Here is a 25,692-nt window from a genome sequence, read left to right on the forward strand (position 1 = left end):
AACGTATAGGTATAAACGCACGTTTTAATTGCGTTTATACGACGTTGTGTGCAGTAATTTAGTATAAATTTATTGATTATAATGAATTTATCTCAATTACGTAGTCATCACGAATTGGAGATAGAGAATTTTAAAAAGCTTTTTATTTTTTTAGTTATTCATTTTATCATCCGATAAGGTGAGTTGCTAAAAAAAACCGCAGGATTCAACCAACTTTAGATAGCTTGAAAATTAGCAGAAAAACCCCCATAAAAAATGTGGTCTTTTTCTACTAACTTTATTAAACTTTTTAACGTGTCAACGTTATGATAGTGCCACTATCAACGATGCCAATCGCAAAAGTTTAGAACAGAAATCTTTATTTTCTGTTTGAAACTATCTAAAGTTTCCTTTTTCTTCTCCTGCATAAAAATCTTTTTAATTTCCTGTTATTCGTGATTATTGCATACAACTCGTTATATCCTTCACAATATACTTATTTAATCAGAAATATTTCGGGATAAACGCAGGTTTTCATCACTTTTATCAGAATTTGATATGGCTTTTAAACTCACATCTAACGGACTCTTAATCTTCATCAGGTCTTTCTGGGTAACATGCGTATAAATCATAGTGGTTTCTGGTTTAGAATGTCCTAGTAAACTCTGTATATGCCGTAAATCTATTCCATTTTCTAACATATGGGTGGCAAACGAATGCCGTAAAGTATGTGGCGTTACCCTTTTCTTAATATGAGCCAATTTGCAAGCATGATGCAAAGCCGCTCTTATACTCGAAGAACTGTAAGGACCGCCTTGCGGACTCTCTACAAAATAAGTTCGGGGCCGGTAGGTGCCCAGGTAGTTTAAAAGTAGCGGAATAAAACTTTCGGCCATAATTACTACCCGGTCTTTTCGGCCTTTTCCTGAACGTATGGTAATTTGTCTACGGTCTATATCTATATCTTTTTGCTGTAGGTTAATAGATTCCCCAACTCTAAGCCCCGAAGAATATAACAAGGCAAAAACTGCCCGGTGCTTTAAATTTCTTGTGGCTCTTAAAAGGTCTATCACTTCTTCTTTAGAAAGCACTACCGGTAAATATTTGCTTTTTCTAGGACTCCAAATTTGCTCAGCTTCTAATTCGGGAAAACGATGTAAGGTGGCAAAATGCTTTAAAGCACTTACACATTGCCGGTGTGTACTAATAGCGTAATTTTTCCCGGCAATTTCTTTTTCAATAAAAAGCTCAATGCTACGATTGGTAATGGTATCTAAATTGTCTTTTTGAAATTCTAGAAACCGTTGTACAAAGGTGTTGTAGGTTTTTAAGGTACTTTTGCTTAATCGCTGTCCCAGCAAATAATTCTTAAATTCCTCCAGGATATCCAATTGTTGGGCATTTAAATTTGAACTCTTTTCCTTAGGAGCTGCTATTGCCGTTACTTTAAGATTTTTTAAGGCCGAATAATCTATAATAGACCCTATTTTTTTTAAATTATAATAAATACGTTTTTTATTGTTGACCGAATATGGTAAATAAAAGCAAGAATAGGTGCGGGACCAGCGCATGCCTGCCATATTTTTAATGAACTCATTGAGCTCAAAATCAAATTTGTAAGTGATTCCAATTTGTAGTTCGTCTCGATGGTGAAACGGAAAAAGCCTAATAGTTCTCATAAGTCTATTTTAAACAAATAAGAAACTAAATTAGTTGGGTGAAAACCCTGAAAATTACGAAGAAAACTTAGCGAAAAAGGTCTTTATATTCCATAAAAAAGTCCTCCATTTTCTCCATGTTATCATTTAAGAACTTCATGGCTTCAGGCCATTGATTTCGGTTATGTATGCTAACATTATCTAGTTGCACATATACCCGGGAAATTATTTTTCCTTCAGGAAGTTCATAGGCTTCGTCAAAAATTGCTTCAGGTAAATATTCAGAAAGTAGAATGTTTTTTAAGGAGAGCAGCTTTTCGAAATAATAGGCTCTAATTAGCGGGTCTTCATCCAAAACATCTATAGAAACCTGGGCAAATTTTCGGTTAAAAGTAAATTTTAGCTGAAGTTCTTTTATGCCGGTATTATAAAGTACCCATTTTCTTCGGAAAACAATACCAAAACTGGTCCAGAACTGTTGCCTTAATTTTTTACTTTCAGCTTTGCTAAACATAGTATACCAATTTAATTTTGTACAGTCGCATAGAAAGCAAAGTTGCTTTTTTGTTCTATGAGCAAGGAAATAGAGCGTAAAATAAACGACTTTGAATGCGGCATTACATTGTTAATTTGGTATTAGATAAAATAAGCCAGTAAAATACCACCAACAATTACCGCAAGTTTAGAAATATTGAATTTATGGTTTTTGGAGGCTTCAAATAGAATGGTGGTAGAAACGTGTAAAAAAATACCAATTACCAGGGCATTAATGTAAACTGAAAGGTCCTTAAATACACTAAATTCAGATTTAAAAAAGCTTCCTAAAGGTGTCATTAAAGCAAAAATTGCCAGGAATACACCAACTTTTATCTTGCTTAAGTTAGAATGAATCAGGAAAACCGAAAGTATTGTGGCCACCGGGATTTTGTGTATTACAACGCCGTGTAGTATATGGTCGCCTTCATCCATAGGGAAGCCTTCTAAAAAGGCATGAATGCTTAAACTTATTAAAAGCAGTATTGGGAATTTATTCATAGACTCCTGGTGGTGTAAGTGCCCGTGTTCTACCCCTTTTGATACAAATTCCAGGATAATTTGTAATAGTAGCCCCAGCATGATAAAGATTCCCACTTCGTTTGTGCCGTTTAAATAAACCTCGGGTAACAATTCAAAAACAGTAACGGCCAATAAATAGGCACCACTAAAACTAAGTAGTAATTTAAACCCCGTAGAAGAGGAGGGATTTAAGAAAGTAGCAATAAGGTATCCGGCAAGAACAGAAACAAGGGGTAAAATATAGATCATTAATTACGTAAAAATATTATTAGAAAACCTAAGTCGTAAAAGCTTTTAGAATATTTCAGTATCCAAAGCCGGCAATACTATTATTCAGCAAAATTACCCTATTTTTGTGGACTGTAAAAAACCAATATGGAAAATAATTTTAAAATGATCGCCAAGACCATGTATGGTTTTGAGCCGGTTTTGGCTAAAGAACTTCTGGCTCTTGGCGCGATGGATATAAAAGAAGGAACCAGAAATGTAAGTTTTGTGGGAGATATCGGGTTTATGTATAAAGCCAATCTTTGCCTTCGAACTGCTATAAAAATCCTGAAACCTTACCGGAGTTTTAAAATATATTCTGAAGAAGATCTTTATAAGCAAATCTATGAGTTGCCCTGGGAGGATTTTATGGACGTAGACGATAGCCTGGCAATAGACGCTACGGTACATTCCGATACGTTTACACATTCTAAATATATTTCCCTTAAAACAAAAGATGCTATTGTAGATCGTTTTCGCGATAAGTTTGGCAGGAGACCCAATGTAGACCTGGATTTCCCAACTTTGCGGCTTAATATTCATATTGAAAAGAATTTTTGTAATGTTTCTTTTGATTCCTCTGGGCAGTCGCTTCATAAACGGGGATATAAATCGGCTACCAATATTGCCCCTATAAACGAAGTTTTAGCTGCCGGCCTGTTATTGCTTTCCGGTTGGGATGGGCAATCTGATTTTATGGATCCTATGTGCGGTAGTGGTACTATTTTAATTGAAGCCGCTATGATTGCCTGTAATATTCCTCCTAATTTAAACCGAAAGGAATTTGCGTTTGAACGTTGGAAAGATTGGGATGAAGATTTATTTGAAAAAATAGAAGCTTCGGTATTAAAAAAGATGCGGGAATTTCATTTTAATATCAAAGGTTACGATACTTCGCCATCGGCAGTACATAAAGCCATAGATAATATTGAAAATGCAAATCTATCTGAATTTATAAAAGTAGAAAGACAGGATTTCTTTGCTTCACAAAAGGAAGGTGAGCGGCATTTGCATATGTTGTTTAATCCGCCTTATGGAGAACGATTGGAAATAGATATGCCAAAATTTTATAAAGAAATAGGAGATACCTTAAAGCAATCTTACCCGGGGACTGATGCCTGGTTTATAACTTCTAATCTTGAAGCAATAAAACACGTTGGCCTAAGGCCTTCCCGAAAAATAAAACTTTATAATGGAGCTTTAGAATCGAAATTGGTAAAATATCAGATCTACCAGGGATCAAAAAAAGCAAAGTTCCAGGAATAGGATTCGGGAATCGGGAGTGGTTGATTCGTTGCTTTGATGGGGAGATTGCTTCGGTTGTACCTCCTTCGCAATGACTTTGTTTCAAAAGGAATTGTCATTGCGAGACCCAATACAAAATTTGAAAAACGCTGGTATTGACGTTTCAAAGCAGCGCTTTGGAATCTTTTTCCGCAGTATAAGTTTTGTTTTGCGTGAAAAAATCTTGAAGCCTTGGAAAGATTTTAGCAAAACAAAACTGGTTTTCAGCTTTGCTGAAAAATACCTTGGAAAAAGCGCCTTTTCTTTTTTTTCGTTTTCTTTGGGCGAGCAAAGAAAATGAAAGTTAGGATGCTTAAAGTCTTTTGTTAAGTTGCTGTTATTTAGATATTTAGTAAATAACGTTAATGATATCGACACCGGAGCCCGGCAATCTCGCCCCGTCTTTGCGAGGAGCGCAGCAACGCGGCAATCTGTCGTTGGTTTTCGATCTGTCGATTCAAGTTTAAAACCAGTTAATGCAGTTTAATTTTCAATTCCCCTATTTCTTATAAAAAGGAATTAGATAACTAATAGTGTATCCATAACCAACTCCAATATTACTATCGTCGTAAGTACGGTTAAAACCGGGTATAGCCAGGTTATCAAAATTATTTGGGGCAGACTGAAACAACCTGCGCTTTAATTGAACATTAACCGAGAGGTATAAATTATTCAATACTTCAACCTTAATCCCTGCAATTAACTCTATCCAGCTAGCGGTTAGACCGGAATATTCAATATTATCGGTTCTAATATCAGGTTCAAAAAAAGGATTAGTGGTGTAGATTTGGTATTCTTCAACTTCCTGGGTAAAAGTGGCAAAACCATAGCGCGCACCTACAAAAATAAGATTCTGCATTCCGGTCCAGTTTTCGTAAGCATTGTAATCGGCTCCCAGTTTTATATAACTTCCTCGGGAAGTTAGTCGAATATTGTCTTCTTCGTAACCTATACTCTCATTACCCAATTCGGCTGCAGCATAGTAATTTTTATAAACCCTGTAATCTCCAAGAATTTCAAAACCTGAATAATCTTCCTGAAAAGCCGTTCTTGCCAGTTTACTAAGATCTGTGCCCACGCGTAATCCAAATTTTTCGCGCTTGGCAAGGCTATCCTGTACTGTTGTTTCCTGGCTAAATAGGGGAGAAGCCAAAAACAGAAAGGAAAGACTAATAAAATATACTAATATGTGCTTGTGTTTCATCTTCAATGTTGGGTTCTTCAATAATATAAGAATCAATCCATTGTCCCTCTTCACCGCCTTCAATGGTTAGCTTTAAACTATTATAAATTACTTTATAAGCACAGGCGCGGTTTATATATACCTCTTCGGTGCCGTAAGTAAATGTTAAGGTGTCGGTATTTGGCGTAAATTCATCATCTTCCTCTTCTTCGTTATCCGAATCAAAAATAGTGAAAGAATAGGTAGTGGCGTTTTGGTTTGTCCTTAAAGGAATTACAATACTATTCTGATTTATTCGTCTGTACAGGGTCTTAACAGAGTCGTGTACAATAGACCTGATGCTTAAATTGGTGGGCCTGGCAGGTTCATCACGATCACTTGCATCATAAAACCGCATGACCATCATTGGGGTGGTTTGCGTTGCTTCAGCGCAAATATCGTCTCTTTGGCAGCTTGAAAAAAGCATTAGCAATCCACCGATTAAAAAGAGGTTTTTAAGATATTTTGTATTCATTTATTTTCTTTCTAAACAAACAACATTTTCTACGTGATGTGTTTGCGGAAACATATCTACCGGCTGTACTTTAGTTACTTTGTAATATTCGTCTAGCAAAGAGAGGTCTCGCGCCTGGGTAGCCGAATTACAACTCACATAAACAATACGCTCTGGCAATATACCAATTATTTGAGCAACTACATCTTTATGCATGCCGTCCCGGGGAGGGTCGGTAATAATAACATCGGGCTGGCCATGTGTATTGATGAAAGATTCAGAAAAAACCTTTTTCATATCGCCTACAAAAAACTCGGCGTTGTTAATCTGGTTTCGTTCCGCATTTTCTTTAGCGTCTATAATAGCTTCAGGTACCACTTCAACACCCACTACCTTCTTTGCCTTTTTCGCCACAAATTGTGCAATGGTTCCTGTTCCGGTATAGAGGTCATAAACAATTTCGTCTCCCTGTAAATTAGCGAAATCGCGGGTTATTTTATAAAGTTCGTAGGCCTGCGCCGAATTGGTTTGGTAAAAAGACTTGGCGTTTATTTTAAACTGAAGTCCTTCCATTTGCTCAAAAATATGATCGCGGCCTTTATAGCAAATTACTTCCTGGTCGTAAATAGTATCGTTGCCTTTTTCATTGATCACGTACTGAAGCGATTTGACCTCGGGAAACATTTCTGATACCGCCTCTAATAGTAATTCACGCTTTTCCCTGTCTTCATAAAAAAACTGGATTAAAACCATAAGCTCACCGGTAGAGGAGGTCCTAATCATTAAAGTTCTTAAGAGGCCTTCCTGTTTACGGGCATTAAAGAAACTAAGCTTATTATCGGTTGCGAATTCTTTTACAAAGTTTCTAACAGCATTACTGGGATCTTCCTGTAGATGGCATTTTTTGATATCCAGGATTTTATCCCACATTCCTGGAATATGAAATCCCAGGGCATTCTTATTGTCAAAATCCTGTCCGCTGTTTATCTCCTCGGGGGTTAACCAGCGGCTATCGCTAAAAGAAAACTCCATTTTATTACGGTAGAAATAGATTTCCTTACTTCCTAAAATGGGAGTAACTTCAGGTAGGTTAACTTTCCCAACACGAATAAGATTATTTAAAACTTCGTTCTGCTTATATTCCAGTTGATATTTATACTCCATATTTTGCCATTTACAGCCTCCACAAGTTCCAAAGTGCTGGCAAACAGGTTCTGTACGTTTATCTGAATATTGATGAAAATTTACAGCTGTTCCCTGGTAGTATGATTTTCTTTTTTTTGTAGTTTTAATATCGGCTATATCGCCGGGTACTACATTATCTATAAAGATTATTCGGCCATCTGGAGAGTTCCCGATTCCTTTTCCTTTTCCACCGGCACCGGTAACTTCAACGGCCTCAAATACCTTGTTTTTATTCCTTCTTCCCATAGCGCAAAAATAAGATAATTGTAAAGATTTATTCCCTGAGTTGCTTAAAATTTCGGCAAACATTTAGTAATTTGCCAAAACTTGAATTTTGGATGATTTCTCTCCCTTGCTGCCTGAGTTTTTAAATAATTGGGAGCAAAAGAAGGAATTGTGAAAATTAACAGTTAAAAATTAAATGAATGCCATTAACAGAAATTAAATCCTCAGAAGAAGCTATTAACCTGGAAGATAAACATGGCGCCCATAATTACCATCCGCTTCCTGCTGTTTTAAGCAAAGGGGAAGGAGTTCATGTTTGGGACGTAGAAGGAAAAAAATATTACGATTTCCTTTCTGCGTATTCCGCGGTAAACCAGGGCCATTGTCATCCTAAAATTGTAAATGCTATGTATGAGCAAGCCTCGAAATTAGCACTTACTTCCCGGGCTTTCCATAACGATGTGCTTGGTGCTTATGAGAAATATGCCACCGATTATTTTAAATTCGATAAACTTTTGCCCATGAATACAGGGGCAGAAGCTGTTGAAACCGCTATAAAAATTGCCAGAAAATGGGCCTATGAAAAGAAAGGGGTAAAAGAAACAGATGCACAAATTATTGTTTGTGAAAATAATTTCCACGGAAGAACCACCACCATAATTTCTTTTTCGAACGATGAAGGCGCCCGTAAAAATTTTGGGCCATATACCCCCGGGTTTATTAAAGTAGCTTATGACGATCCTGATGCACTGGAAAGAGCCATCACAGATAATGATAATATTGCCGGATTTTTAGTAGAACCCATTCAAGGGGAAGCAGGAGTTTATACCCCGGCAGATGATTATATGAAAAAAGCCAAAGAAATTTGTAACAAGCACAATGTCCTTTTTATGGCCGATGAAATCCAAACGGGTATTGCCAGAACAGGTTCTTTACTGGCCGTTTGTGGAAATTGTACCTGCGAAGGCCACTGTGAGCGACAGGAAACCTATACAAGACCAGATATTTTGATATTAGGAAAAGCACTTTCCGGAGGTAACTACCCGGTATCTGCAGTACTGGCCGATGATGAGGTAATGAATGTAATTCAGCCCGGTCAACACGGCTCTACTTTTGGAGGAAACCCTGTAGCTGCTGCTACAGCCGTTGCCGCTTTAGATGTTGTGCGAGATGAAAAACTGGCCCTTAATGCCCGTAAACTTGGAAATCTTTTTAGAAGATTAATGAACGACTATATTAAGGATTCTAATATTGTAGAATTGGTAAGAGGTCGTGGGCTATTAAATGCCATTGTTATTAATGACTCAGAAGAAAGTTTTACCGCCTGGGATATTTGTATGGCTTTAAAAGAAAACGGACTTTTAGCTAAACCAACTCACGGTAATATAATTCGTTTTGCGCCACCACTGGTAATGAACGAAGAACAGCTTAAAGATTGTGTAGATATTATTATTTCTACATTAAAGGAATTTGAAAAGTAATTTTCTCTAAAATGCATAAAGAAAGAGGCTGTTTGAAAAGTCTATCCTCGTCAAGCTGAACTTGTTTCAGCTTCTAACATGTTTTTAATTACCAACATGTTAGATCCCCGATAAAGAATCGGGGCAGGCTCTGAAATAAATTCAGGATGAGGGTTTTAAAACCTTTTCAAACAGCTTCTTTTATGTTTTAAAATAGCTTGTAAAAGCTGATAACTTTTGGAAAATGAACTCTTTTTAAGCTTTATCCCGAATTTCTCTCGTAGTATGACAAAAGGCTTTTAGAACTTTTTAATGCAATTGTTTCTTATTCGATAATAGAAATTTTTATGGCTACTTATCGGCATTTTGAGCTGCAAAGGGCTAAGTCCTTAAGCCTCTTTATTTTTAACGTAAATAAGTTTAAACTTACTGTTTTGGTTGGTTCGTGATTCAATTTCAAATTTGTCTATAGAATGAATCATGGGGGTTAGTTTTTGAAAGCCGTAATTACGAGAATCAAAATTGGGTTGCTTTTTCTGGAGTAAACTTCCAACATCTCCCAAAAAAGCCCAGCCATCTTCATCGGCCACGTCTGAAATAGTTTGTGATATAAACCGAATAACCTTAGGTGTGATCTTGTCAACATTTTTCTTTTTGGAAGCTTTCCCACCCTTACCGTTATTTTGATCGCTATCTTCTTTATCTGTATTCTTTAAAATTTCAATATAAATGAATCTGTCGCATGCTACAATAAATGGTTCAGGGGTTTTCTTTTCGCCAATACCAATCACATTTTTGCCTGCTTCGCGCAGCCTTGTTGCCAACCTTGTAAAATCGCTATCACTGGAAACCAGGCAGAACCCATCTACTTTATCTGAATATAAAATATCCATCGCATCAATGATCATGGCCGAATCTGTTGCGTTTTTTCCCTGAGTATAGCCGTATTGTTGAATAGGATTAATAGCATTTTCTAGCAGTACATTTTTCCATTTTGCTAAATGGGGTTTCGTCCAGTCACCGTAAATTCGCTTAATCGTTGGATTGCCGTATTTGGCAATTTCTTCCATCATTTCTTTTATATAGGCCGAAGGGATATTATCGCCATCAATTAGTACCGCGAGGTTAGTTTCCATAGAGTTTTATTTGAGGTAAATATACTTGTTTTACTCGATAATCGAGGTTTATTCCAATCGTTTTCGGGACTTCGAGGCTAGTCTCGAAATAATAAAATATTTTCATTTAATTGCTACCTGGCTTGCCCCGATTTAATTTATACAAAAAGAGGCTGTCTGAAAAGTCTATTCTCGTCAAACTGAACTTGTTTCAGCTTCTAACATGTTTTAATTACCAACATGTTAGATCCCCGATAAAGAATAGGGGCAGGCTCTGAAATAAATTCAAGATGACGGTTTTAAAACCTTTTCAGACAGCTTCTTACTTAATTGGCACCGCCAAAGGGTATAATACCCCGAGGCTTGCCTCGAAATTAAAAATTTGTTTCCAACGAATGCCTCGTGGGCTTGCCCCGAGGTAGTTTACTAATTAAAATCTATAAAGTGCGTTCATTTTTGAATTCTTATCTGGCATTTGTGCTTCCGGTATAAGAAACACATGTCCACCTTGTTTTAGAACTTCCCTGGCACCCCAATTCATCAATGAATAATTTCCTTCTTTTTGTGCGTCATCAATAGTAACGTTCATATTATCGGAATTATAGGTCCCCCAAATTTCACTTCGGTTTTCCAGAAACAGGCTGTCTACTTTTCCCTGTTGAATTGCAGGAAGAATATCGGTAACTGAAGCTCCGGTAGTATCGGTATTGTTAAGTTCATTAAATTTTTTAATTCTTTCCTTCTTGATCTTTTCCAGTTCAGGTTCTAAAACCTGTACGGCTTTCTCGTGTAATCCGAGCATATCACTATCTGATGGGTTACCCGGAATCACTGTTTTGATTAGATGCTTATAGGTATTCACTTTTTCGTAAATAGGAAATAAATAATCTTGGGTAGCCACTACCAATGAAACGCTTTCACTATTTAACACCGTTTCCAGACCTTTATCTATAGCTCTAAAATATTTGTTGATTTCTTCTTTGCGTACTTCATCGCTAGTACCTCCATGCCCGTGGAAAATGGTGTTTTCCCCGCCTGAATTTTGAGTTTTAAAATCCAGGTGTTTCTGTTTATAATCAAAACCTACCCTTTCTTCCAATTTGGAAGGAACAAGATCATCTACCACCACTTTACCTATACTATATCTTGTTGCCTCATAAAGCGCTACATCTTCCAACTGAAGTGCCAGCACATAAAAGCGGCTGTCTTCATTAAACATGGGGACCAATGGCTTTATATAAAACTCTTCCGAAATATAAGTATGCGCATCAAAATTTACGGGAAGTGTATATTTTTCAAAGAAATCTTCTGCCGCAAAAATTGCCAGACCGTCGCTTTGGTGTCGCCAAAAAGATTTTTCATTGAGTAAAGCTTTAATAGGTTCTCCTATTTTTTCAATCTTACTTTCCGGTACCGCTTTTTCTTTTAGTTTTGTAGCGACTTCTTTCCATAGGGATTTTAGATGTGTTTTATTTTTTTCTTCCAAAACTTCCTTGCCTGCACGTTGGGTAGGAATAAAAATAGAGACACAGGTAGTGTCTTTTACGTTGGTTAATTGCTCCAAATCCTTTTCATTTATCAAACTCATAATGTCATTATTTTGGTTAATTATTAATGAATATAAGTTGATTTTAATGGACCCCAATAGGATTTAGCAGCGCTTTAACGCTAAATCTTTCTTAAAGAATTTTATTCATATTCCACATTGGGTTCTACGTGAATAAGAACATCAAAAATTTCGGGAAGGTGGGTGAGAAGTTCGTTTTTTACCCGGTGGGCAATATCATGTCCCTCTTTAACACTAATGTGTGCATTTACAATAATATGAAGGTCTACATGGTAAATCATTCCTGTTTTACGCACATAGCATTTTTCAGTATCTAAAACTCCGGGCACCTTAATACTTACTTTACGAATATCGGCAATCATATCATCATACATATGTTCGTCCATAATTTCTCCCAGGGCGGGCCTTAGAATAAGATAAGCGTTATAAATAATAAAGCCAGAGGCAAATAGAGCCGCCCAATCGTCTGCGGTTTCATAACCCTTTCCCATAAAAAGAGCTATAGAAATGCCTATAAAGGCCATTAAAGAAGTAATTGCATCGCTACGATGGTGCCAGGCATCAGCCTTTAAAGAAGTGCTTTTGGTTTCGTTTCCTTTTTTAGAGACCTTTCTATAAAAATATTCTTTAATAATTACAATTGCTCCCAGTACTATAAGCGTATAGGGTTCCGGTACTTTATGCGGAGTTTTTATATGCTGAATGCTCTCGTAAGCAATTACAGTTGCTGAAACTATTAAAAAGCCTACCACGGCAAAAGTCATAAGGGGTTCAGCTTTTCCGTGACCATAGGGGTGATTTTCATCGGGTGGTTTACTGGAATATTTGAGCCCCAATAAAACCAGAAACGATGAGAATACATCAGTGGTAGATTCTATGGCGTCGGCAATAAGGGCATAGGAGTTTCCAAATATTCCGGTTACAAATTTAGCGACGGCCAGTACAGCATTTCCTAAAATGCTGAGCCAGGATGCTTTTATCGCTTCATTTGTGTTTTGGTTCATAGAAAGCATTTTATTAGAAATGTAAATTTAAAAGTAATAATATGATTTCCCGGAATAATTGAACTTTAAAAATGTTTAGAAAGCCGTTTATGTTTACCACCAAACTACAAACAAACGCTCATAATTGTTCCCCGGTTTTTTTATCCATAATAATGGTGCTTTTTTATTACTAAGCACTATTTCTATCTGTTTTATTATTTCTGAATGGCTAAACCAGGTTGTGCCGTGTTTTGGCAATATAGGCCAATCTTGTTTTTTAGGCGCATAATAATTAAAATCTCGATAAGCAGAGGTATTAAAATCTTTAAAATGCAACCAGGTACCGGTTATACAGCTATTGTTTACTTCCGGAAGTTGTTTAAATTGAAATTCCCTGGGAACAAAAAGATTTGCCTTAAAATAAGTTTGTTGAATAATTTCTTCTGATTTTAAATTTAGGCCTTCCAAAAGATTTTCTGTTTCAGGTCTAAATAGTAAAGGAAACTGTTTTTCCTTTAGCTTTTTAATTTTTTGCAAAAGACTGTCTTTTCGGTTTGGGCCAATCCAGCGCTCAGCTTCTATGGAAAAAGAAGGATCGTAAACATAGAATTTGTAAACCATTTCTATGTGATACACATACTTTTGGGTAAGCTCTTTTAGTAGAAAATCGAGTTCCCCCAGGGTGATTTTGTCCCGACTTACCTGAATGTTTCCGGCCAGTAAATTGTAAGTTGGGTTCTGCTGAATAATCCATTCAAAAAATCGCTCAACACGTTTACCCATCACAAAATTTTCTGCAAGGGAAGGCAGTTGTGCTATTGTAGGTTTTTGTTGAGGGGCATTTACTTCGGGTAATTGAAACTGTTGTATTTCCTGAAAATCTTTTTCCCATAAAGGAGGTGTATTTAAGAAACCTTCAAATTGTTTTGCGATACGATTTTGCATTATAAAAATTTAGATTAACTGCTTTCAACAATCGAAAATAGACATTTACTAAAGCTGTAACCAATAATAATTAAAAAGGTTTATATGCCAGACGCTGTAAGTTTAAACTATTAAAAAAACCAAAAATCTCTTGTCCTTATTAGTAATATAGACCTTTATTGATATGAAGCTCAGTATTTATGAGTATACTTCATTGAAATAACACTATTTGAATAAGATTTATAAGAACCTGATCTCCCTCATATTAATTAAAAAGTAACTGAAATATTTTTGTAAAAAATTACATTGTCTATGTCGTTGAACCTAATAAGTAAATATAATGTGCCGGGACCAAGGTACACAAGTTATCCTACCGTTCCTTACTGGGAAGACAATAGCTTTTCTATGACTGCCTGGAAAGAGAGTTTAAAGCGTAGTTTTAGCGAGAATAAAGAAGTTAGCCTGTACATTCATTTACCTTTTTGTGAGAGTTTATGTACTTTTTGCGGCTGTAACAAGCGAATTACAAAAAAGCACGAAGTAGAGTCTCCTTATATTGAAACCCTTTTACGAGAGTGGGACCTTTATCTGGAAATTCTTGGAGAAAAGCCCACAATTAGAGAGGTACACCTTGGCGGGGGAACTCCCACTTTTTTTGCTCCTGAAAATCTTAAGTTCTTATTAAATATGATTTTCCGAAAAGCCAATCGGGATTGTGATACCGAATTAAGTTTTGAAGGCCACCCTAATAATACAACTAAAGCACATTTAGAAATGTTTTCAAAATTGGGCTTTAAACGTGTAAGCTATGGGGTACAGGATTATAGTGCAAAGGTGCAAATAGCCATTCATAGAATTCAACCTTTTGAAAATGTAAAAAGGGCTACAGAAGAGTCACGAGAGGCCGGTTTCACCTCTGTGGGGCACGATATTATTTTTGGTTTACCCTTCCAAACCAAGAAAGATATTATTGAAACCATAGAAAAAACAAAATTGCTAATGCCAGATCGTATTGCTTTTTATAGCTATGCACATGTACCCTGGATAAAAGGAAATGGGCAACGCGGCTTTAAAGATTCAGACCTTCCAGTTGCAGATGTAAAGCGCGATATGTATGAAATAGGCAAGCAAATGCTTGAAGACGCCGGTTATGTAGAAATTGGGATGGACCATTTTGCATTAAAAACAGATTCTCTTTACAAAGCTTTGCAAGAAAAAAAATTACATAGAAACTTTATGGGTTATACCACATCTTCGGGAGCTTCCATGATTGGTCTAGGCGTCTCGGCCATAAGTGATAGTTGGTATGGCTTTGCACAAAATGAGAAATCGGTAGAAGCTTATCAAAGTCTTATTGCTGAAGGAATTATTCCTGTTTTTCGCGGTCATATTTTAAGTGAGAAGGATTTGGTAATACGAAAGCACATTCTAAATTTAATGTGCCATTTGGAAACCAATTGGGTGTCTTCTGATGATTATTTTGAAGAATTACCTGAGGTGCTTGCTAAATTGCGGGAAATGGAAGCCGACGGACTTGTAAACTTTTTTGATAAGGGATTAACGATTCCGGAAAAAGGAAGACCATTTGTGCGTAACCTTTGTATGGCTTTTGATTTAAAAATGCAGGCCAGAAAACCTGATACACAACTTTTTTCAATGACGGTTTAAATTTAAGTGTTAAAACCGAAATGTAATACCTCGCGGCAAGTCCGCGAGGTATTTAAATATAAGTTTGGTGTAGTAAAATATTAGAGGTTTCAGAAAAAAGTCCGTTATGAGATTTCTTAACGGACTTTTCATTTAAAAAAAAAACTGTGTTAGGAATAATTTTTTTAGTTGTAAATACTAAATGTTATCATCTTTTAAAATTCATTTTTGAATAAAAGCTTTGTTCCATAATCGATATTTACCCCAATAATTAGCGGTTCTCTGAGATTTAGGCTTTAATTCAAGAGAATTTGTATAATACCCGGTTTATTAAAAGTGACTTTACTTTTTGTCTTTACCGCCGTTTATCATATTTAAAACAATAAGAATTAGGCCGACGCAAACAACGCCAAAAATAGCAATAAGGAAACTTCCCATTTCCCAATTTACCAATGCAATTGTGTTTAATAGTTTCATAATCAGTGTGTTTTTGGTTAGTGGCAACTTTGTGTTGCAGTAATTTCCGGAGTTATTTCCATAGGGGAGAGGTAAGGAATTCCAAGCCCCATTCCTCTAAGAATAAACAGCAGCCCCATAAGAATTACAAAAACAGGAACTGCTTTTCTAATTTTAGATCTAATATTGAGGTTTATAAAATTCCCCAGATAGATGGCGGTGGTCATTAACGGGATTGTTCCAAGCCCAAAGAGAGCCATATACAAGCTGCCTTCTAGAGCGGTTCCCGAAGCCATAGCACCAAAAACCGCCATGTATACCAGTCCGCAGGGGAGAAAGCCGTTTAGAAAACCAATGGTATAAAAAGTGTCTGGTGATTTTTGCTTTAATTGTTTACCAAGATTGCTTTTTATTTTTGAGACAATTTTAAAAATTTGTTTTGATCCATTATACCTGGAAAACTTTTTATAGGGGAGAAGGATCACCAAAATCATTAAAGCTCCTACCAGGATAGAAAGTTGCTGCTGAAGCCCAAAAAGGCTAAAGCTTTTGCCAAGTAACCCGAATAAAAGCCCAATAATAGCATACGAACTTAGGCGGCCAAAATGATATAGGGAAATTTGCCCAAGCTTTTTAGCATTGTTTTTATGATCTACCGGCAATAAAAATGCTATAGGACCACACATTCCTACGCAATGAAAACTTCCCAGAAGCCCAAATATTAGTGCCGAGATTAACATTTAATAAACTATTTCGTTTTTGTATAAATACGGTGTATTCTCGTATTCCCAATGAATGTTAATGTTCCATCTGCCATCTACTAACTGCTCATCTTTAATAAAAATCTGATAAGATGTTAGTTTTAAAGGTATATTAAAATCTAATTTTTGATTAGACGGTCGATAAAAATGAAGGTTTCCTGAGATTTTTGAAAGTTCCAGGTTTTTAGGGAATTCTATAAGCCACCCCCCTTTAACCCTTCTGTCCTTAATGTTTTCTTCTAGCGAAAAAGCATTGGTTTCGGCATCAATTTCCTCCTGATAATGTAGTTCTTCCTGATAATATTCTTCAGTAACCAGGTCGTGATCAAACTTCGAATCAGTAAGCATGTTTATCACTAAATACATAATGAAACTTATAAAAAGTGCCATACCAATAACAATTCCTGTTCCCCAATTAAATTTCATAAATTCCTTTTTTTAGTTAAAACTACGAGGTCCCATAAACATAGTGCTGGTAGTTTCTATTAAACGATCACCGCTGTAAATACCAATTTTTAATTTTTCCTTTTCATCTTCCAAAGCAGCAGTGTGAATTTCTATAAACAAGGTACCTTCAGTTAATTCCTGTCCGGGTACTGTAATATTTGATTGTTTTACCGGTTTTATTTCCCCCTGGTGCGATAATAACTTAAACTCGATATTCTCAAAATCGGCTGTTGTTTTATTCACTAGTTTATAGGTGAAAACATTGCTTACAATATTATCGGCCTTTTTTTCATATAACTGTCCCGGTAACCTTAATATTCTGGCTTCGACCTCACTTCTAATAAATAACATTCCCACCAGGACAGCGGTTAGAATTCCCAAAACTATGCTATAGCCTTTTAATCTTGCAGTAAATTTAAATTTGGCCTTCTTTTCAATATTTTCTTCACTGGCATATCTAATTAAGCCTTTAGGCAGATCTACCGCCTCCATCATATCGTCGCAGGCATCTATACATGCAGTGCAGTTTATACACTCCAGTTGGGTACCGTTTCTAATATCTATTCCTGTAGGACAAACCTGTACGCATTGAAAACAGTCTATGCAATCACCTTTTCCGGTGGCGGCCCTATCTTCGTTCTTTTTAAACTTTGCCCTGCCTTTTTCTTTTTCTCCGCGTTTATGATCATAGGCAACAACTATAGATTTATTATCTAGCAATACACCTTGAAGCCTACCGTAGGGACAGGCAATAACGCAAACCTGCTCTCTAAACCAGGCAAAAACAAAATAGAAAACAGCAGTAAATATTAATAGCGATATAAAAGTGCTTAAATGGTTAAATGGGCCATCGGTTACATATTGTATAAGACGGTCACTTCCCATTAAATAGGCTAAAAAAACATTTGCTATTAGAAATGAAATTATAAAGAATATAAACCATTTTAGGCCACGTTTTCTTATTTTTTCAGCATTCCATTTTTGTTTTTCTAAACGTATTTGTTTTCCGCGATCTCCTTCAATCCAGTATTCAATCCTGCGAAATACCATTTCCATAAAAATGGTTTGTGGACAAAGCCAACCGCAAAAAATCCTACCAAAGGCGACGGTAAAAAGAATGATAAAAACCACTCCAAGTACCATCATTATTACGAAAATATGAAAGTCTTGTGGCCAGAAAGGAAATCCAAAAATATTGAAACGCCTTTCCAGGATATTGAACATTAAAAACTGATTGCCGTTTATTTTTACAAATGGAGCGGCGAAAAGAAAAATGAGCAATACATAACTTACATATTTTCTATACTCGTAAAACTTACCTGATGGTTTTTTAGGGAAAACCCATAGTCTTTTACCCTCGTCGTCTGCCGTGGCTATTTTATCCCTGAATTTTTCTTTATTATCCAAAACCTACGTGTATAACTATTTTACTTATTCTGTTTCAGGCTCCCAAATTTCACCCTCTGGTGCTTTTGCATCGGGAGGGTTGGTTCCTTCCAGGCTTATAACATAACTGGAAACCTGGGCAATTTCCTGGGCACTCAATTCAGATTTCCAGGCTACCATTCCTTTCCCGTCACGGCCTCCTTCAGATACTGTTTGAAAAACATTGCTAATACCACCTCCCAATATCCAGTGTTTATCGGTAAGGTTTGGGCCAATACTACCACCACCATCGGCTTTATGGCAGGCCATACAGCTGGTCATAAATATCTGTTCTCCTGCTTCAAGATCAGAAGCCTCGGTTAAGAGTTCTACCGAAGAAGCATCTATAAGATCTGGATTCGCTTTTTTGTAAGCTTCAATTTCCTCTTTTGCCTGGGCTACCTCGGCAAGGTATTCTTCTGCCTGAGTTTCTCCATCAAAAATGTGGTAATATCCCATATAAACAAATGCGAAAATGATACTCACATAAAAGCCATATAGCCACCAGGAGGGAAGATCGTTGTCCAGTTCTTTGATACCATCATAATTATGATCCAGAAGAATTTCATCTTCTTTTTCCATAGGTTTCTGGTTCAGCATCTTTTTATATAATCTCTTTATACCCGAAAATTGCTTTTCTGAATCTTCAGCTTTAAGATTTTTATAGCGTTCCTGTGCATCTGGCTTTAAACTACGGAAAACCATATTCTCCAAAGCCGTAACTGAAACTTCTATAGCGATAGCAATTACCAGTACAATGGCAAGAATGCCCCAAATAACCGGATATTGTTGAAATGCCCAGTCGGTTTCTGCCTCTATGGTTAATTCTATTAAAACCAAGGCAAGGATTAAGAATCCAGCTATTCTTAAATATGAGTTATTTTTCATAGTTATTTAATTTCCTGGTTAGTGTCTAGTGGTAATTGGCTTACCTCTTCAATATCTTTCTTTTTTGCGGTAATTACCCATAGGAAAAGCACTACAAAGAAGATGAAGAATATAAGCAAAGAGATAAGCGGATATATCATAACCCCGTCTATGCTTTCCATATGGCCTTTTACAAATTTAAACATGCTTAATTGTTTTTGGTATTTGAAACTTCTACATCTTTAGCTTTAATATCTGTGCCCAGTCTCTGCAGATAGGCGATAAGCGCTACAATTTCTCGATTTCGCATTTCTACGAATTCTTTCCCATTTTTAGCGGCGAATTCTTTTTCGGCTTCATAGGTTTCAACAAAATCCGGATCTGCATAAAGGTTTTTCTCTATTTGAGTTCCCTGCTCAGTCATCCATTGTTGTGCATTGTCAATTTCCTCCTGGGTATAGGGTACACCAAGGGTACGTAGGGCTTCCATTTTCGATTCGGTGTCGCCTTTGTCCAGCTCGTCTGTGATTAGCCATTTATAAGCCGGCATAATAGAACCTGCTGAGGTACTTTGCGGATCGTACATGTGGTTTAGGTGCCAGTTATCAGAATATTTACCACCAACCCTCATAAGGTCTGGCCCTGTACGTTTACTACCCCATAAGAAAGGGTAATCATACACATACTCTCCGGCTTTTGAGTATTCGCCATAACGTTCAACTTCACTTCTAAATGGTCTAATCATTTGCGAGTGGCAGGACACACAACCTTCTCGTATGTAAATATCTCTACCTTCGAGTTCTAGTGGGGTATAGGGTTTTACGCTCGAGATTACCGGTACATATTCATCTACCATTAATGAAGGCACAATTTGTACTATACCACCAATTAAAATTGCGATAGTGGCAAATATGGTAAGTTTTACAGGTTTTCTTTCTAACCAAGAGTGGTAAGCTTCTCCTGCGGTTCTCTTACGAGTTACTTTTTGTAGTGGTGCAGCTTCTGCTAATTCATCTTCAACTTCACTTCCCTGTCTAACGGTTTTTACTATGTTATAAAGTAAAATAAAAGCTCCCACAATATATAATGTACCTCCAATGGCACGCATCCAGTACATTGGAATAATTGAGGTTACTGTTTCTAAAAAGTTTCCGTAGGTAAGGGTTCCGTCTGGATTAAATTGCTTCCACATAGAAGCCTGCACGAAGCCTGCTACGTACATTGGCAATGCATAAATAATAATACCTAGTGTTCCTATCCAGAAATGGGCATTTGCCAATTTGGTAGAGTATAGTTTTGTTTTAAACAACCTTGGTACAAGCCAGTAAACCATACCAAAAGTTAGGAAACCATTCCAGGCAAGTGCTCCCACGTGAACGTGTGCAATAATCCAGTCACTAAAGTGTGCAATGGCGTTTACGTTTTTAAGAGAAAGCATAGGCCCTTCAAAAGTTGCCATCCCGTAGCCGGTAATCGCTACTACGAAAAATTTAAGTACGGGGTTTGTTCGCACTTTATCCCATGCACCACGCAGGGTTAAAAGTCCGTTTATCATACCACCCCAGGATGGGAACAATAGCATTACAGAAAAAGCTACCCCAAGGTTTTGAGCCCAGTCTGGTAAAGTTGAATACAATAAATGGTGTGGGCCTGCCCAGATATAGATAAATATAAGCGACCAAAAGTGTATAATAGAAAGCCTATAGGAGTATACCGGCCTGTTAGCTGCTTTTGGCACAAAATAATACATTAAGCCCAGGAAAGGCGTTGTAAGGAAGAATGCCACCGCATTGTGTCCATACCACCACTGTACTAAAGCATCCTGAACCCCAGAATAAAAAGAATAACTTTTTAATGCAGTAACAGGTATTTCAATATTGTTTACAATGTGTAATACAGCAACGGTTACGAATGTAGCAAGGTAAAACCAAATGGCCACATATAAGTGACGTTGTCTTCTTTTAATCATGGTTCCAATAAGGTTAGCTCCAAAAGCAACCCAAACCAAAGCAATTGCAATATCTATTGGCCATTCTAATTCAGCATACTCTTTAGAACTGGTGAAGCCCATAGGTAAGGTAATGGCCGCTGCTACAATTATGGCCTGCCATCCCCAGAAGTTGAAATTACTTAAAAAATCGCTATACATTCTGGCTTTAAGCAAACGTTGGGTAGAATAGTATACCCCAGCAAAAATTGCGTTTCCAACAAAGGCAAAAATCACCGCATTGGTATGCAATGGCCTTAAACGACCAAAACTTAACCATGGAATACCATCGGTTATGTTAGGGAATAAAAACATAAATGCGAGCAAAAGCCCTACACTCATACCCACTATACCCCAAAAAAGGGTAGCCATAGTAAACTTTTTTACGATTTTATTATCGTAATGAAACTGTTCTACTTCCATAGTTAATTAGATTTCTTGTTTTTGGTGGAACTGGATTTACTTGATTTTGGTTTTACTAATTCATCGTCAAATAACATTCTTACTGAGGGTGTGTAGACATCGTCATATTGTCCTTTTTTTACTGAAAAAATAAAAGCGACAAAGAAGATGAGGGCTACCAATACACTTAAAGCCAGTAAGAGGTAAATGATATTCATGTTAATTCAATTATTTAGCAAACTTAAAAATGTGTTAAAATCTAAAATATGATTTAAATCAGGTTTAGCCTAATACCGTTTTAATTTTTTTCCGGCCAGGTTGGTTGCTAATGTTGCAAAAGCTACTATACTAATTGAGCTTAAAGGCATTAATATAGCAGCAATAACCGGCATTAAATTGCCGGTTACAGCAAAAGCAAGGCCTATTGCATTATAACATAAACTTAATACAAAGCTCCATTTTATGATTTTTATTCCTTTTGCCGAAAGTTGAAAATACTTGCTTAATTGTGGAAGGTTTGAAGCTTCTAAAATACCATCACAAGCCGGAGAGAAAACGTTAATATTTTCTGAAATAGCAATCCCAACATTACTTTGTGCCAGTGCGCCGGCGTCGTTAAGTCCGTCGCCTATCATCATAACCAATTTGCCTTCTTCCTGAAGTTTTTTAATAAAAGCAAGTTTATCGTCCGGTTTTTGGTTAAAGTAGAATCTGGTCGTTAAAGGCAACATTTTTTCAAGCCTTTCCTTTTCACCATCATTATCTCCCGAAAGAATAAACAACTTTTTGCTTTCGCCCAGTTCTTTAAAGAGTTGGGCGAGGCCTTCTCGATAAGAGTTTTTAAAAACATAACAACCTTTATATTCTTCGTTGCTACTAATATGAACGCTTGTTTTATTAAGTTCTTTGGTTTCTGTGGAAAAATCCCTTACAAAAGTTTCAGAGCCAATCTTTATCCTGTTGCCGTTAGTTTCGGCACTAATTCCTTGCCCTGTATATTCCTGAAATTCATCCAAACCCTGTATATTATTTTTATCCAGAATTTGATATAATTGTCTGCTTAAAGGATGGCTGGAAGCTCTTAAACTGCTACTTAATAAGCTTTGTTCCTCGGTGTTTAATTTTAAGCCCTCATAGAAAATCTCTGTTTTATTGTTTGAGGTAATTGTTCCCGTTTTATCAAAAACTACACAATCTATTTTGGCTATTTGTTCAATAACACTCGCTTCCTTTAAGTAAAATTTATTCCTTCCGAAGATACGAAGCAAATTTCCCAGCGTAAATGGGGTAGCAAGAGCTATAGCACAAGGGCAGGCAATAATTAATACCGCCGTGAACACATTTAAAGCTTTTGACGGATCGTAGATTAACCAAAACAAAGTAGCTGTAAAGGCAATACTTAAAACCCCGGTGGTGAAGCGCTTACTTATTTGATTGATGAGTGTTTGAAATTCGCTGTTTTTATCTTTATCAAATACTTCATTACTCCAAAGTTTTGTAAGGTAACTTTGGTCTATGGCTTTTATGGCTTCAATTTCCAGAACGCCTCCCTGTTGTCTACCACCGGCATAGAGTGTTTCTCCAGATTCTTTTCTAACAACTTCGGCCTCTCCTGTTACAAAACTGTAGTCTATATTTGCCTGGCCCTTTATTAAAACCGCATCTATTGGTATTAATTCGCCATTTCTTATTAAAATACGATCACCGGCTTTTATTTTATAAACCTGTATTTGCTCTTCTAGGCTTTCATTGGAGTTGTTTTTTGTTAAGCGCGTAACGGCCATGGGAAAATAAGATTTATAATCCCTTTCAAAAGATAGGTATGAATAAGTTTTTTGCTGAAAAAACTTTCCTAAAAGTAAGAAGAAGACCAAGCCCGTAAGGCTATCAAAAAAACCGGTTCCCAGGTCTAAAAGGATTTCTGTAGTACTTCGTATAAAAAGAACGGCAATTCCAAGGGCAATAGGTACGTCTATGTTTAGTATTTTAGCTCTTAATCCTTTATAGGCCGAAACAAAATAACCTGAGCCCGAATAAAAAACCACTGGTAGGGAAAAAGCAAACATTAGCCAGCGAAATAAATGTTTAAATTGCTCAAGCCAAAACTCTTTTACTTCAAAATATTCGGGAAAAGAAAGAAACATCACATTCCCAAAAGCAAAACCGGCAACTCCAAGTTTGTAGATTAGACTTCTATCTACTTTATGATCTCTTTCATCGTAATCTTTTAGGGAAATATAAGGTTCATAACCAATTTTACTAAGAAGATAAACCAGTTCCTTGAGGTTTATCTTTTCGGGAGAGAAACTTATACGTACAGTTTTTTTTGGAAAATCTACTTGAGCCGATTTAACCCCGTTGTTTAGTTTTCCAAGATTTTCTAAGACCCAAATACACGAGCTACAGTGCATAGAGGGTACCAGGAAATTTACAATTTGTGTATTGCCTTCATTAAATTCTAATAACTTTTCAGCTATTTCCTTATTGTCAAGAAAATCGAATTTACCTTCTGAAGTCACCGGAGAGATCCCTGGTTTTTCCTGAAGATCATAATAATAAGTAAGATCGCTTTCGTTTAAGATTTCATAAACAGTTTTACAACCATGGCAACAGAAATCTTTTTCCTGAAAAACAAGGTGCTCATTTTTACATGCTTCACCACAGTGAAAACAGTTTTTCATACAAACCGAATTTTAATTGCAAATTTCGTGAAATTTCGACCATTTAATATGACCGGAATCAGGTTTACCTAACTAATTGCTATTGCTAACTTTTCGTAAGTAAAAATAACCAATTATTCCGGCAAGTAAAGAGGCCAATAAGATTCCAATTTTTGCCTGAGACATGTAACTTTCGTTTTCAAAAGCAAGGTCGGTAATAAATAAGGACATAGTGAAGCCAATGGCCGCTAAACAGGCAATACCATATACATGCTTCCATCTTACCTTTTGGGGCAGTGCTGCAATTTTAAGCCAAACCATAAGTTTTGAGAATAAAATTATCCCGGTTAATTTTCCTAAAATAAGTCCGCTAACAACGCCAATCAATACAGGACTTAAAACAGCATCAAAAGAGGTTTCCCCAAGGCTAACTCCTGCATTGGCAAAGGCAAATATTGGAAGAATTACGAAGCTTACTAATGGGTGTAGAGCATGCTCCAGCCGTTGTAGAGGGGGAGTGGCATCTTCGGTTAATGAAGAGAATTTTTCAATAGTATAAGTAATATGTTCTTCAGCTTCTTTAGGATCTTTTTTTCTATTCCTGAATTCCTGCTGAATTTCGTAGCCTAGAAGTTTAGCTTTTCTAAGGAATAGTGGGGTATTAATTTTTTTGGTGTTAGGAATTGCGAAGGCGGCCAGAACGGCAGCTATAGTGGCATGTACTCCTGAAAGTAAAATTGCCAGCCACAAACCTCCAATTCCCATAACTGCATAAAAAAGGGTATTTCTAATGCCAATTAAATTGGCTGCGGCAAGAATTAAGAGAAAAACCCCTGCAATTCCCAGACTTTGCAAGGAGATATCTGAGGTATAAAAAAATGCAATTACCAGAACAGCCCCCAGGTCGTCTACGATGGCAATAGCGGTTAAAAACACTTTTAGAGGTAAAGGAACCCTGTCTCCCAAAAGATAAAGTATTCCCAGTGCAAAAGCAATATCTGTAGCCATAGGAATTCCCCAACCCGATACAGAATCAAGGCCCGTATTAAAGTAATAAAAGATAAGTGCAGGAAAAATCATGCCTCCAATCGCGGCTCCTATAGGCAGCATAGATTTTTTTATGCTTGAAAGCTCACCTTGTAGAATTTCCCGTTTAAGTTCAAGTCCAACCACAAAGAAAAAGATAGACATAAGTCCGTCGTTAATCCAGTGCAGTAAATTTTTTCTTATCACAAAATCGTTTATTCCCAGATGAATGTATTGTTTCCATAAGCTATGGTAGGCATCAGCAAAAGGGGAATTAGCTACTATCATGGCTAGTAAGGCCGAAAAAATAAGCAATAAACCTACCGATGTTTTTTTCTCAATAAAATTCTTAATTGGGAGTATAAGATAAATGTCCAGAGGTGATTTTTTCATAGTAAACAGTTGCTAAAAATAGATGTAGAATACTTGATAATAAAGCTATTACCATTTTAGGGATGTAGATATGATAAAACTCAGTTTTTGGGTTATTCATAAAGTATAAAGATCATGAATTCTAATTTGTTTTTTGAAACTGCTAACAACAAAACATTACCCGGTCATCCAGGTTTAATTGATTGGAGCTTAGCTCGAAATAAAAAAATATTTCCGTTTATTGCCTGTTGGCTTGCCATAGG

24 protein-coding genes are annotated in these 25,692 nt (G+C 36.6%); 4 read left to right on the plus strand and 20 right to left on the minus strand.

Annotated elements, in window-relative coordinates:
• Positions 1-479: 479 nt before the first annotated feature.
• From xerA to I6U49_RS13215, 3 genes are all read right to left on the minus strand, one after another.
• Positions 480-1,658 (minus strand): site-specific tyrosine recombinase/integron integrase, encoded by a 1,179-nt coding sequence (gene xerA / locus I6U49_RS13205; RefSeq protein WP_198629163.1) that lies wholly within the window; start codon positions 1,656-1,658, stop codon positions 480-482.
• A 67-nt stretch (positions 1,659-1,725) separates the two neighbouring features.
• Positions 1,726-2,151 (minus strand): DUF4268 domain-containing protein, encoded by a 426-nt coding sequence (locus I6U49_RS13210; protein WP_198629164.1) that lies wholly within the window; start codon positions 2,149-2,151, stop codon positions 1,726-1,728.
• A 122-nt stretch (positions 2,152-2,273) separates the two neighbouring features.
• The gene (locus I6U49_RS13215) at positions 2,274-2,942 is read right to left on the minus strand and encodes a ZIP family metal transporter (protein ID WP_193709411.1); all 669 of its coding nucleotides are present in this window, start codon (positions 2,940-2,942) and stop codon (positions 2,274-2,276) included.
• A gap of 126 nt (positions 2,943-3,068) precedes the next feature.
• Between I6U49_RS13215 and I6U49_RS13220 the strand changes: the two genes are divergently transcribed.
• Both I6U49_RS13220 and I6U49_RS13225 read left to right on the plus strand, forming a co-directional pair.
• Positions 3,069-4,226, plus strand: coding sequence for a THUMP domain-containing class I SAM-dependent RNA methyltransferase (locus I6U49_RS13220; protein ID WP_198629165.1), 1,158 nt, complete (start codon positions 3,069-3,071; stop codon positions 4,224-4,226).
• 118 nt (positions 4,227-4,344) lie between these two features.
• Positions 4,345-4,545 carry a hypothetical protein gene (locus I6U49_RS13225; protein WP_198629166.1) on the plus strand — a complete coding sequence of 67 codons (201 nt, stop codon included), beginning with the start codon at positions 4,345-4,347 and terminating at the stop codon, positions 4,543-4,545.
• A 198-nt stretch (positions 4,546-4,743) separates the two neighbouring features.
• Here I6U49_RS13225 and I6U49_RS13230 read toward each other — a convergent pair whose 3' ends face one another.
• From I6U49_RS13230 to rlmD, 3 genes are read right to left on the minus strand one after another with little or no spacing between them, the layout of a single operon-like run.
• Positions 4,744-5,448, minus strand: coding sequence for a DUF6048 family protein (locus I6U49_RS13230; RefSeq protein WP_198629167.1), 705 nt, complete (start codon positions 5,446-5,448; stop codon positions 4,744-4,746).
• Complete coding sequence (locus I6U49_RS13235; RefSeq protein ID WP_198629168.1) at positions 5,414-5,941, minus strand: DUF6452 family protein; 528 nt, start codon at positions 5,939-5,941, stop codon at positions 5,414-5,416. The genes I6U49_RS13230 and I6U49_RS13235 overlap by 35 nt, the downstream gene beginning before the upstream one ends.
• Complete coding sequence (gene rlmD / locus I6U49_RS13240; RefSeq protein ID WP_198629203.1) at positions 5,942-7,351, minus strand: 23S rRNA (uracil(1939)-C(5))-methyltransferase RlmD; 1,410 nt, start codon at positions 7,349-7,351, stop codon at positions 5,942-5,944.
• A 179-nt stretch (positions 7,352-7,530) separates the two neighbouring features.
• Between rlmD and rocD the strand changes: the two genes are divergently transcribed.
• Positions 7,531-8,811 carry an ornithine--oxo-acid transaminase gene (gene rocD / locus I6U49_RS13245; RefSeq protein ID WP_198629169.1) on the plus strand — a complete coding sequence of 427 codons (1,281 nt, stop codon included), beginning with the start codon at positions 7,531-7,533 and terminating at the stop codon, positions 8,809-8,811.
• Between the two features lie 368 nt (positions 8,812-9,179).
• Here rocD and I6U49_RS13250 read toward each other — a convergent pair whose 3' ends face one another.
• From I6U49_RS13250 to I6U49_RS13265, 4 genes are all read right to left on the minus strand, one after another.
• Positions 9,180-9,926 (minus strand): NYN domain-containing protein, encoded by a 747-nt coding sequence (locus I6U49_RS13250; RefSeq protein ID WP_193709416.1) that lies wholly within the window; start codon positions 9,924-9,926, stop codon positions 9,180-9,182.
• Between the two features lie 409 nt (positions 9,927-10,335).
• Positions 10,336-11,493 carry a baeRF7 domain-containing protein gene (locus I6U49_RS13255; protein WP_198629170.1) on the minus strand — a complete coding sequence of 386 codons (1,158 nt, stop codon included), beginning with the start codon at positions 11,491-11,493 and terminating at the stop codon, positions 10,336-10,338.
• A gap of 101 nt (positions 11,494-11,594) precedes the next feature.
• Entirely contained in the window at positions 11,595-12,476 is an 882-nt protein-coding gene (locus I6U49_RS13260) for a cation diffusion facilitator family transporter (RefSeq protein ID WP_198629171.1), read from the minus strand.
• A 93-nt stretch (positions 12,477-12,569) separates the two neighbouring features.
• The gene (locus tag I6U49_RS13265; protein ID WP_198629172.1) at positions 12,570-13,400 is read right to left on the minus strand and encodes a DUF1853 family protein; all 831 of its coding nucleotides are present in this window, start codon (positions 13,398-13,400) and stop codon (positions 12,570-12,572) included.
• A 291-nt stretch (positions 13,401-13,691) separates the two neighbouring features.
• Between I6U49_RS13265 and hemN the strand changes: the two genes are divergently transcribed.
• The gene (gene hemN / locus I6U49_RS13270) at positions 13,692-15,047 is read left to right on the plus strand and encodes an oxygen-independent coproporphyrinogen III oxidase (RefSeq protein WP_198629173.1); all 1,356 of its coding nucleotides are present in this window, start codon (positions 13,692-13,694) and stop codon (positions 15,045-15,047) included.
• Positions 15,048-15,368: 321 nt separating this feature from the next.
• On the opposite strand, the gene I6U49_RS17120 is transcribed toward hemN, so the two are convergent.
• The 10 genes from I6U49_RS17120 to nhaA form a co-directional block, all read right to left on the minus strand.
• The gene (locus tag I6U49_RS17120) at positions 15,369-15,503 is read right to left on the minus strand and encodes a hypothetical protein (protein WP_262894739.1); all 135 of its coding nucleotides are present in this window, start codon (positions 15,501-15,503) and stop codon (positions 15,369-15,371) included.
• Positions 15,504-15,520: 17 nt separating this feature from the next.
• Positions 15,521-16,222, minus strand: coding sequence for a sulfite exporter TauE/SafE family protein (locus tag I6U49_RS13275; protein WP_198629174.1), 702 nt, complete (start codon positions 16,220-16,222; stop codon positions 15,521-15,523).
• Positions 16,223-16,669 carry a FixH family protein gene (locus I6U49_RS13280; protein WP_193709423.1) on the minus strand — a complete coding sequence of 149 codons (447 nt, stop codon included), beginning with the start codon at positions 16,667-16,669 and terminating at the stop codon, positions 16,223-16,225.
• A gap of 12 nt (positions 16,670-16,681) precedes the next feature.
• Complete coding sequence (ccoG, locus tag I6U49_RS13285) at positions 16,682-18,097, minus strand: cytochrome c oxidase accessory protein CcoG (protein WP_198629175.1); 1,416 nt, start codon at positions 18,095-18,097, stop codon at positions 16,682-16,684.
• Between the two features lie 24 nt (positions 18,098-18,121).
• A complete protein-coding gene (locus tag I6U49_RS13290) occupies positions 18,122-19,003 on the minus strand; it encodes a cbb3-type cytochrome c oxidase N-terminal domain-containing protein (RefSeq protein ID WP_198629176.1) in 882 nt (293 codons plus the stop codon).
• Between the two features lie 2 nt (positions 19,004-19,005).
• Positions 19,006-19,188: a CcoQ/FixQ family Cbb3-type cytochrome c oxidase assembly chaperone gene (locus I6U49_RS13295; RefSeq protein WP_193709426.1), complete on the minus strand. Its 183-nt coding sequence runs from the start codon at positions 19,186-19,188 to the stop codon at positions 19,006-19,008.
• 2 nt (positions 19,189-19,190) lie between these two features.
• Positions 19,191-21,392, minus strand: coding sequence for a cytochrome-c oxidase, cbb3-type subunit I (gene ccoN / locus I6U49_RS13300; protein ID WP_198629177.1), 2,202 nt, complete (start codon positions 21,390-21,392; stop codon positions 19,191-19,193).
• A 2-nt stretch (positions 21,393-21,394) separates the two neighbouring features.
• The gene (ccoS, locus tag I6U49_RS13305; protein WP_193709428.1) at positions 21,395-21,589 is read right to left on the minus strand and encodes a cbb3-type cytochrome oxidase assembly protein CcoS; all 195 of its coding nucleotides are present in this window, start codon (positions 21,587-21,589) and stop codon (positions 21,395-21,397) included.
• Positions 21,590-21,658: 69 nt separating this feature from the next.
• A complete protein-coding gene (locus I6U49_RS13310) occupies positions 21,659-24,052 on the minus strand; it encodes a heavy metal translocating P-type ATPase (protein WP_198629178.1) in 2,394 nt (797 codons plus the stop codon).
• Between the two features lie 72 nt (positions 24,053-24,124).
• A complete protein-coding gene (nhaA, locus tag I6U49_RS13315) occupies positions 24,125-25,450 on the minus strand; it encodes a Na+/H+ antiporter NhaA (protein ID WP_198629179.1) in 1,326 nt (441 codons plus the stop codon).
• Positions 25,451-25,692: the final 242 nt, after the last annotated feature.

Source organism: Salegentibacter maritimus (assembly GCF_016236915.1).
Lineage (GTDB): Bacteria > Bacteroidota > Bacteroidia > Flavobacteriales > Flavobacteriaceae > Salegentibacter > Salegentibacter maritimus.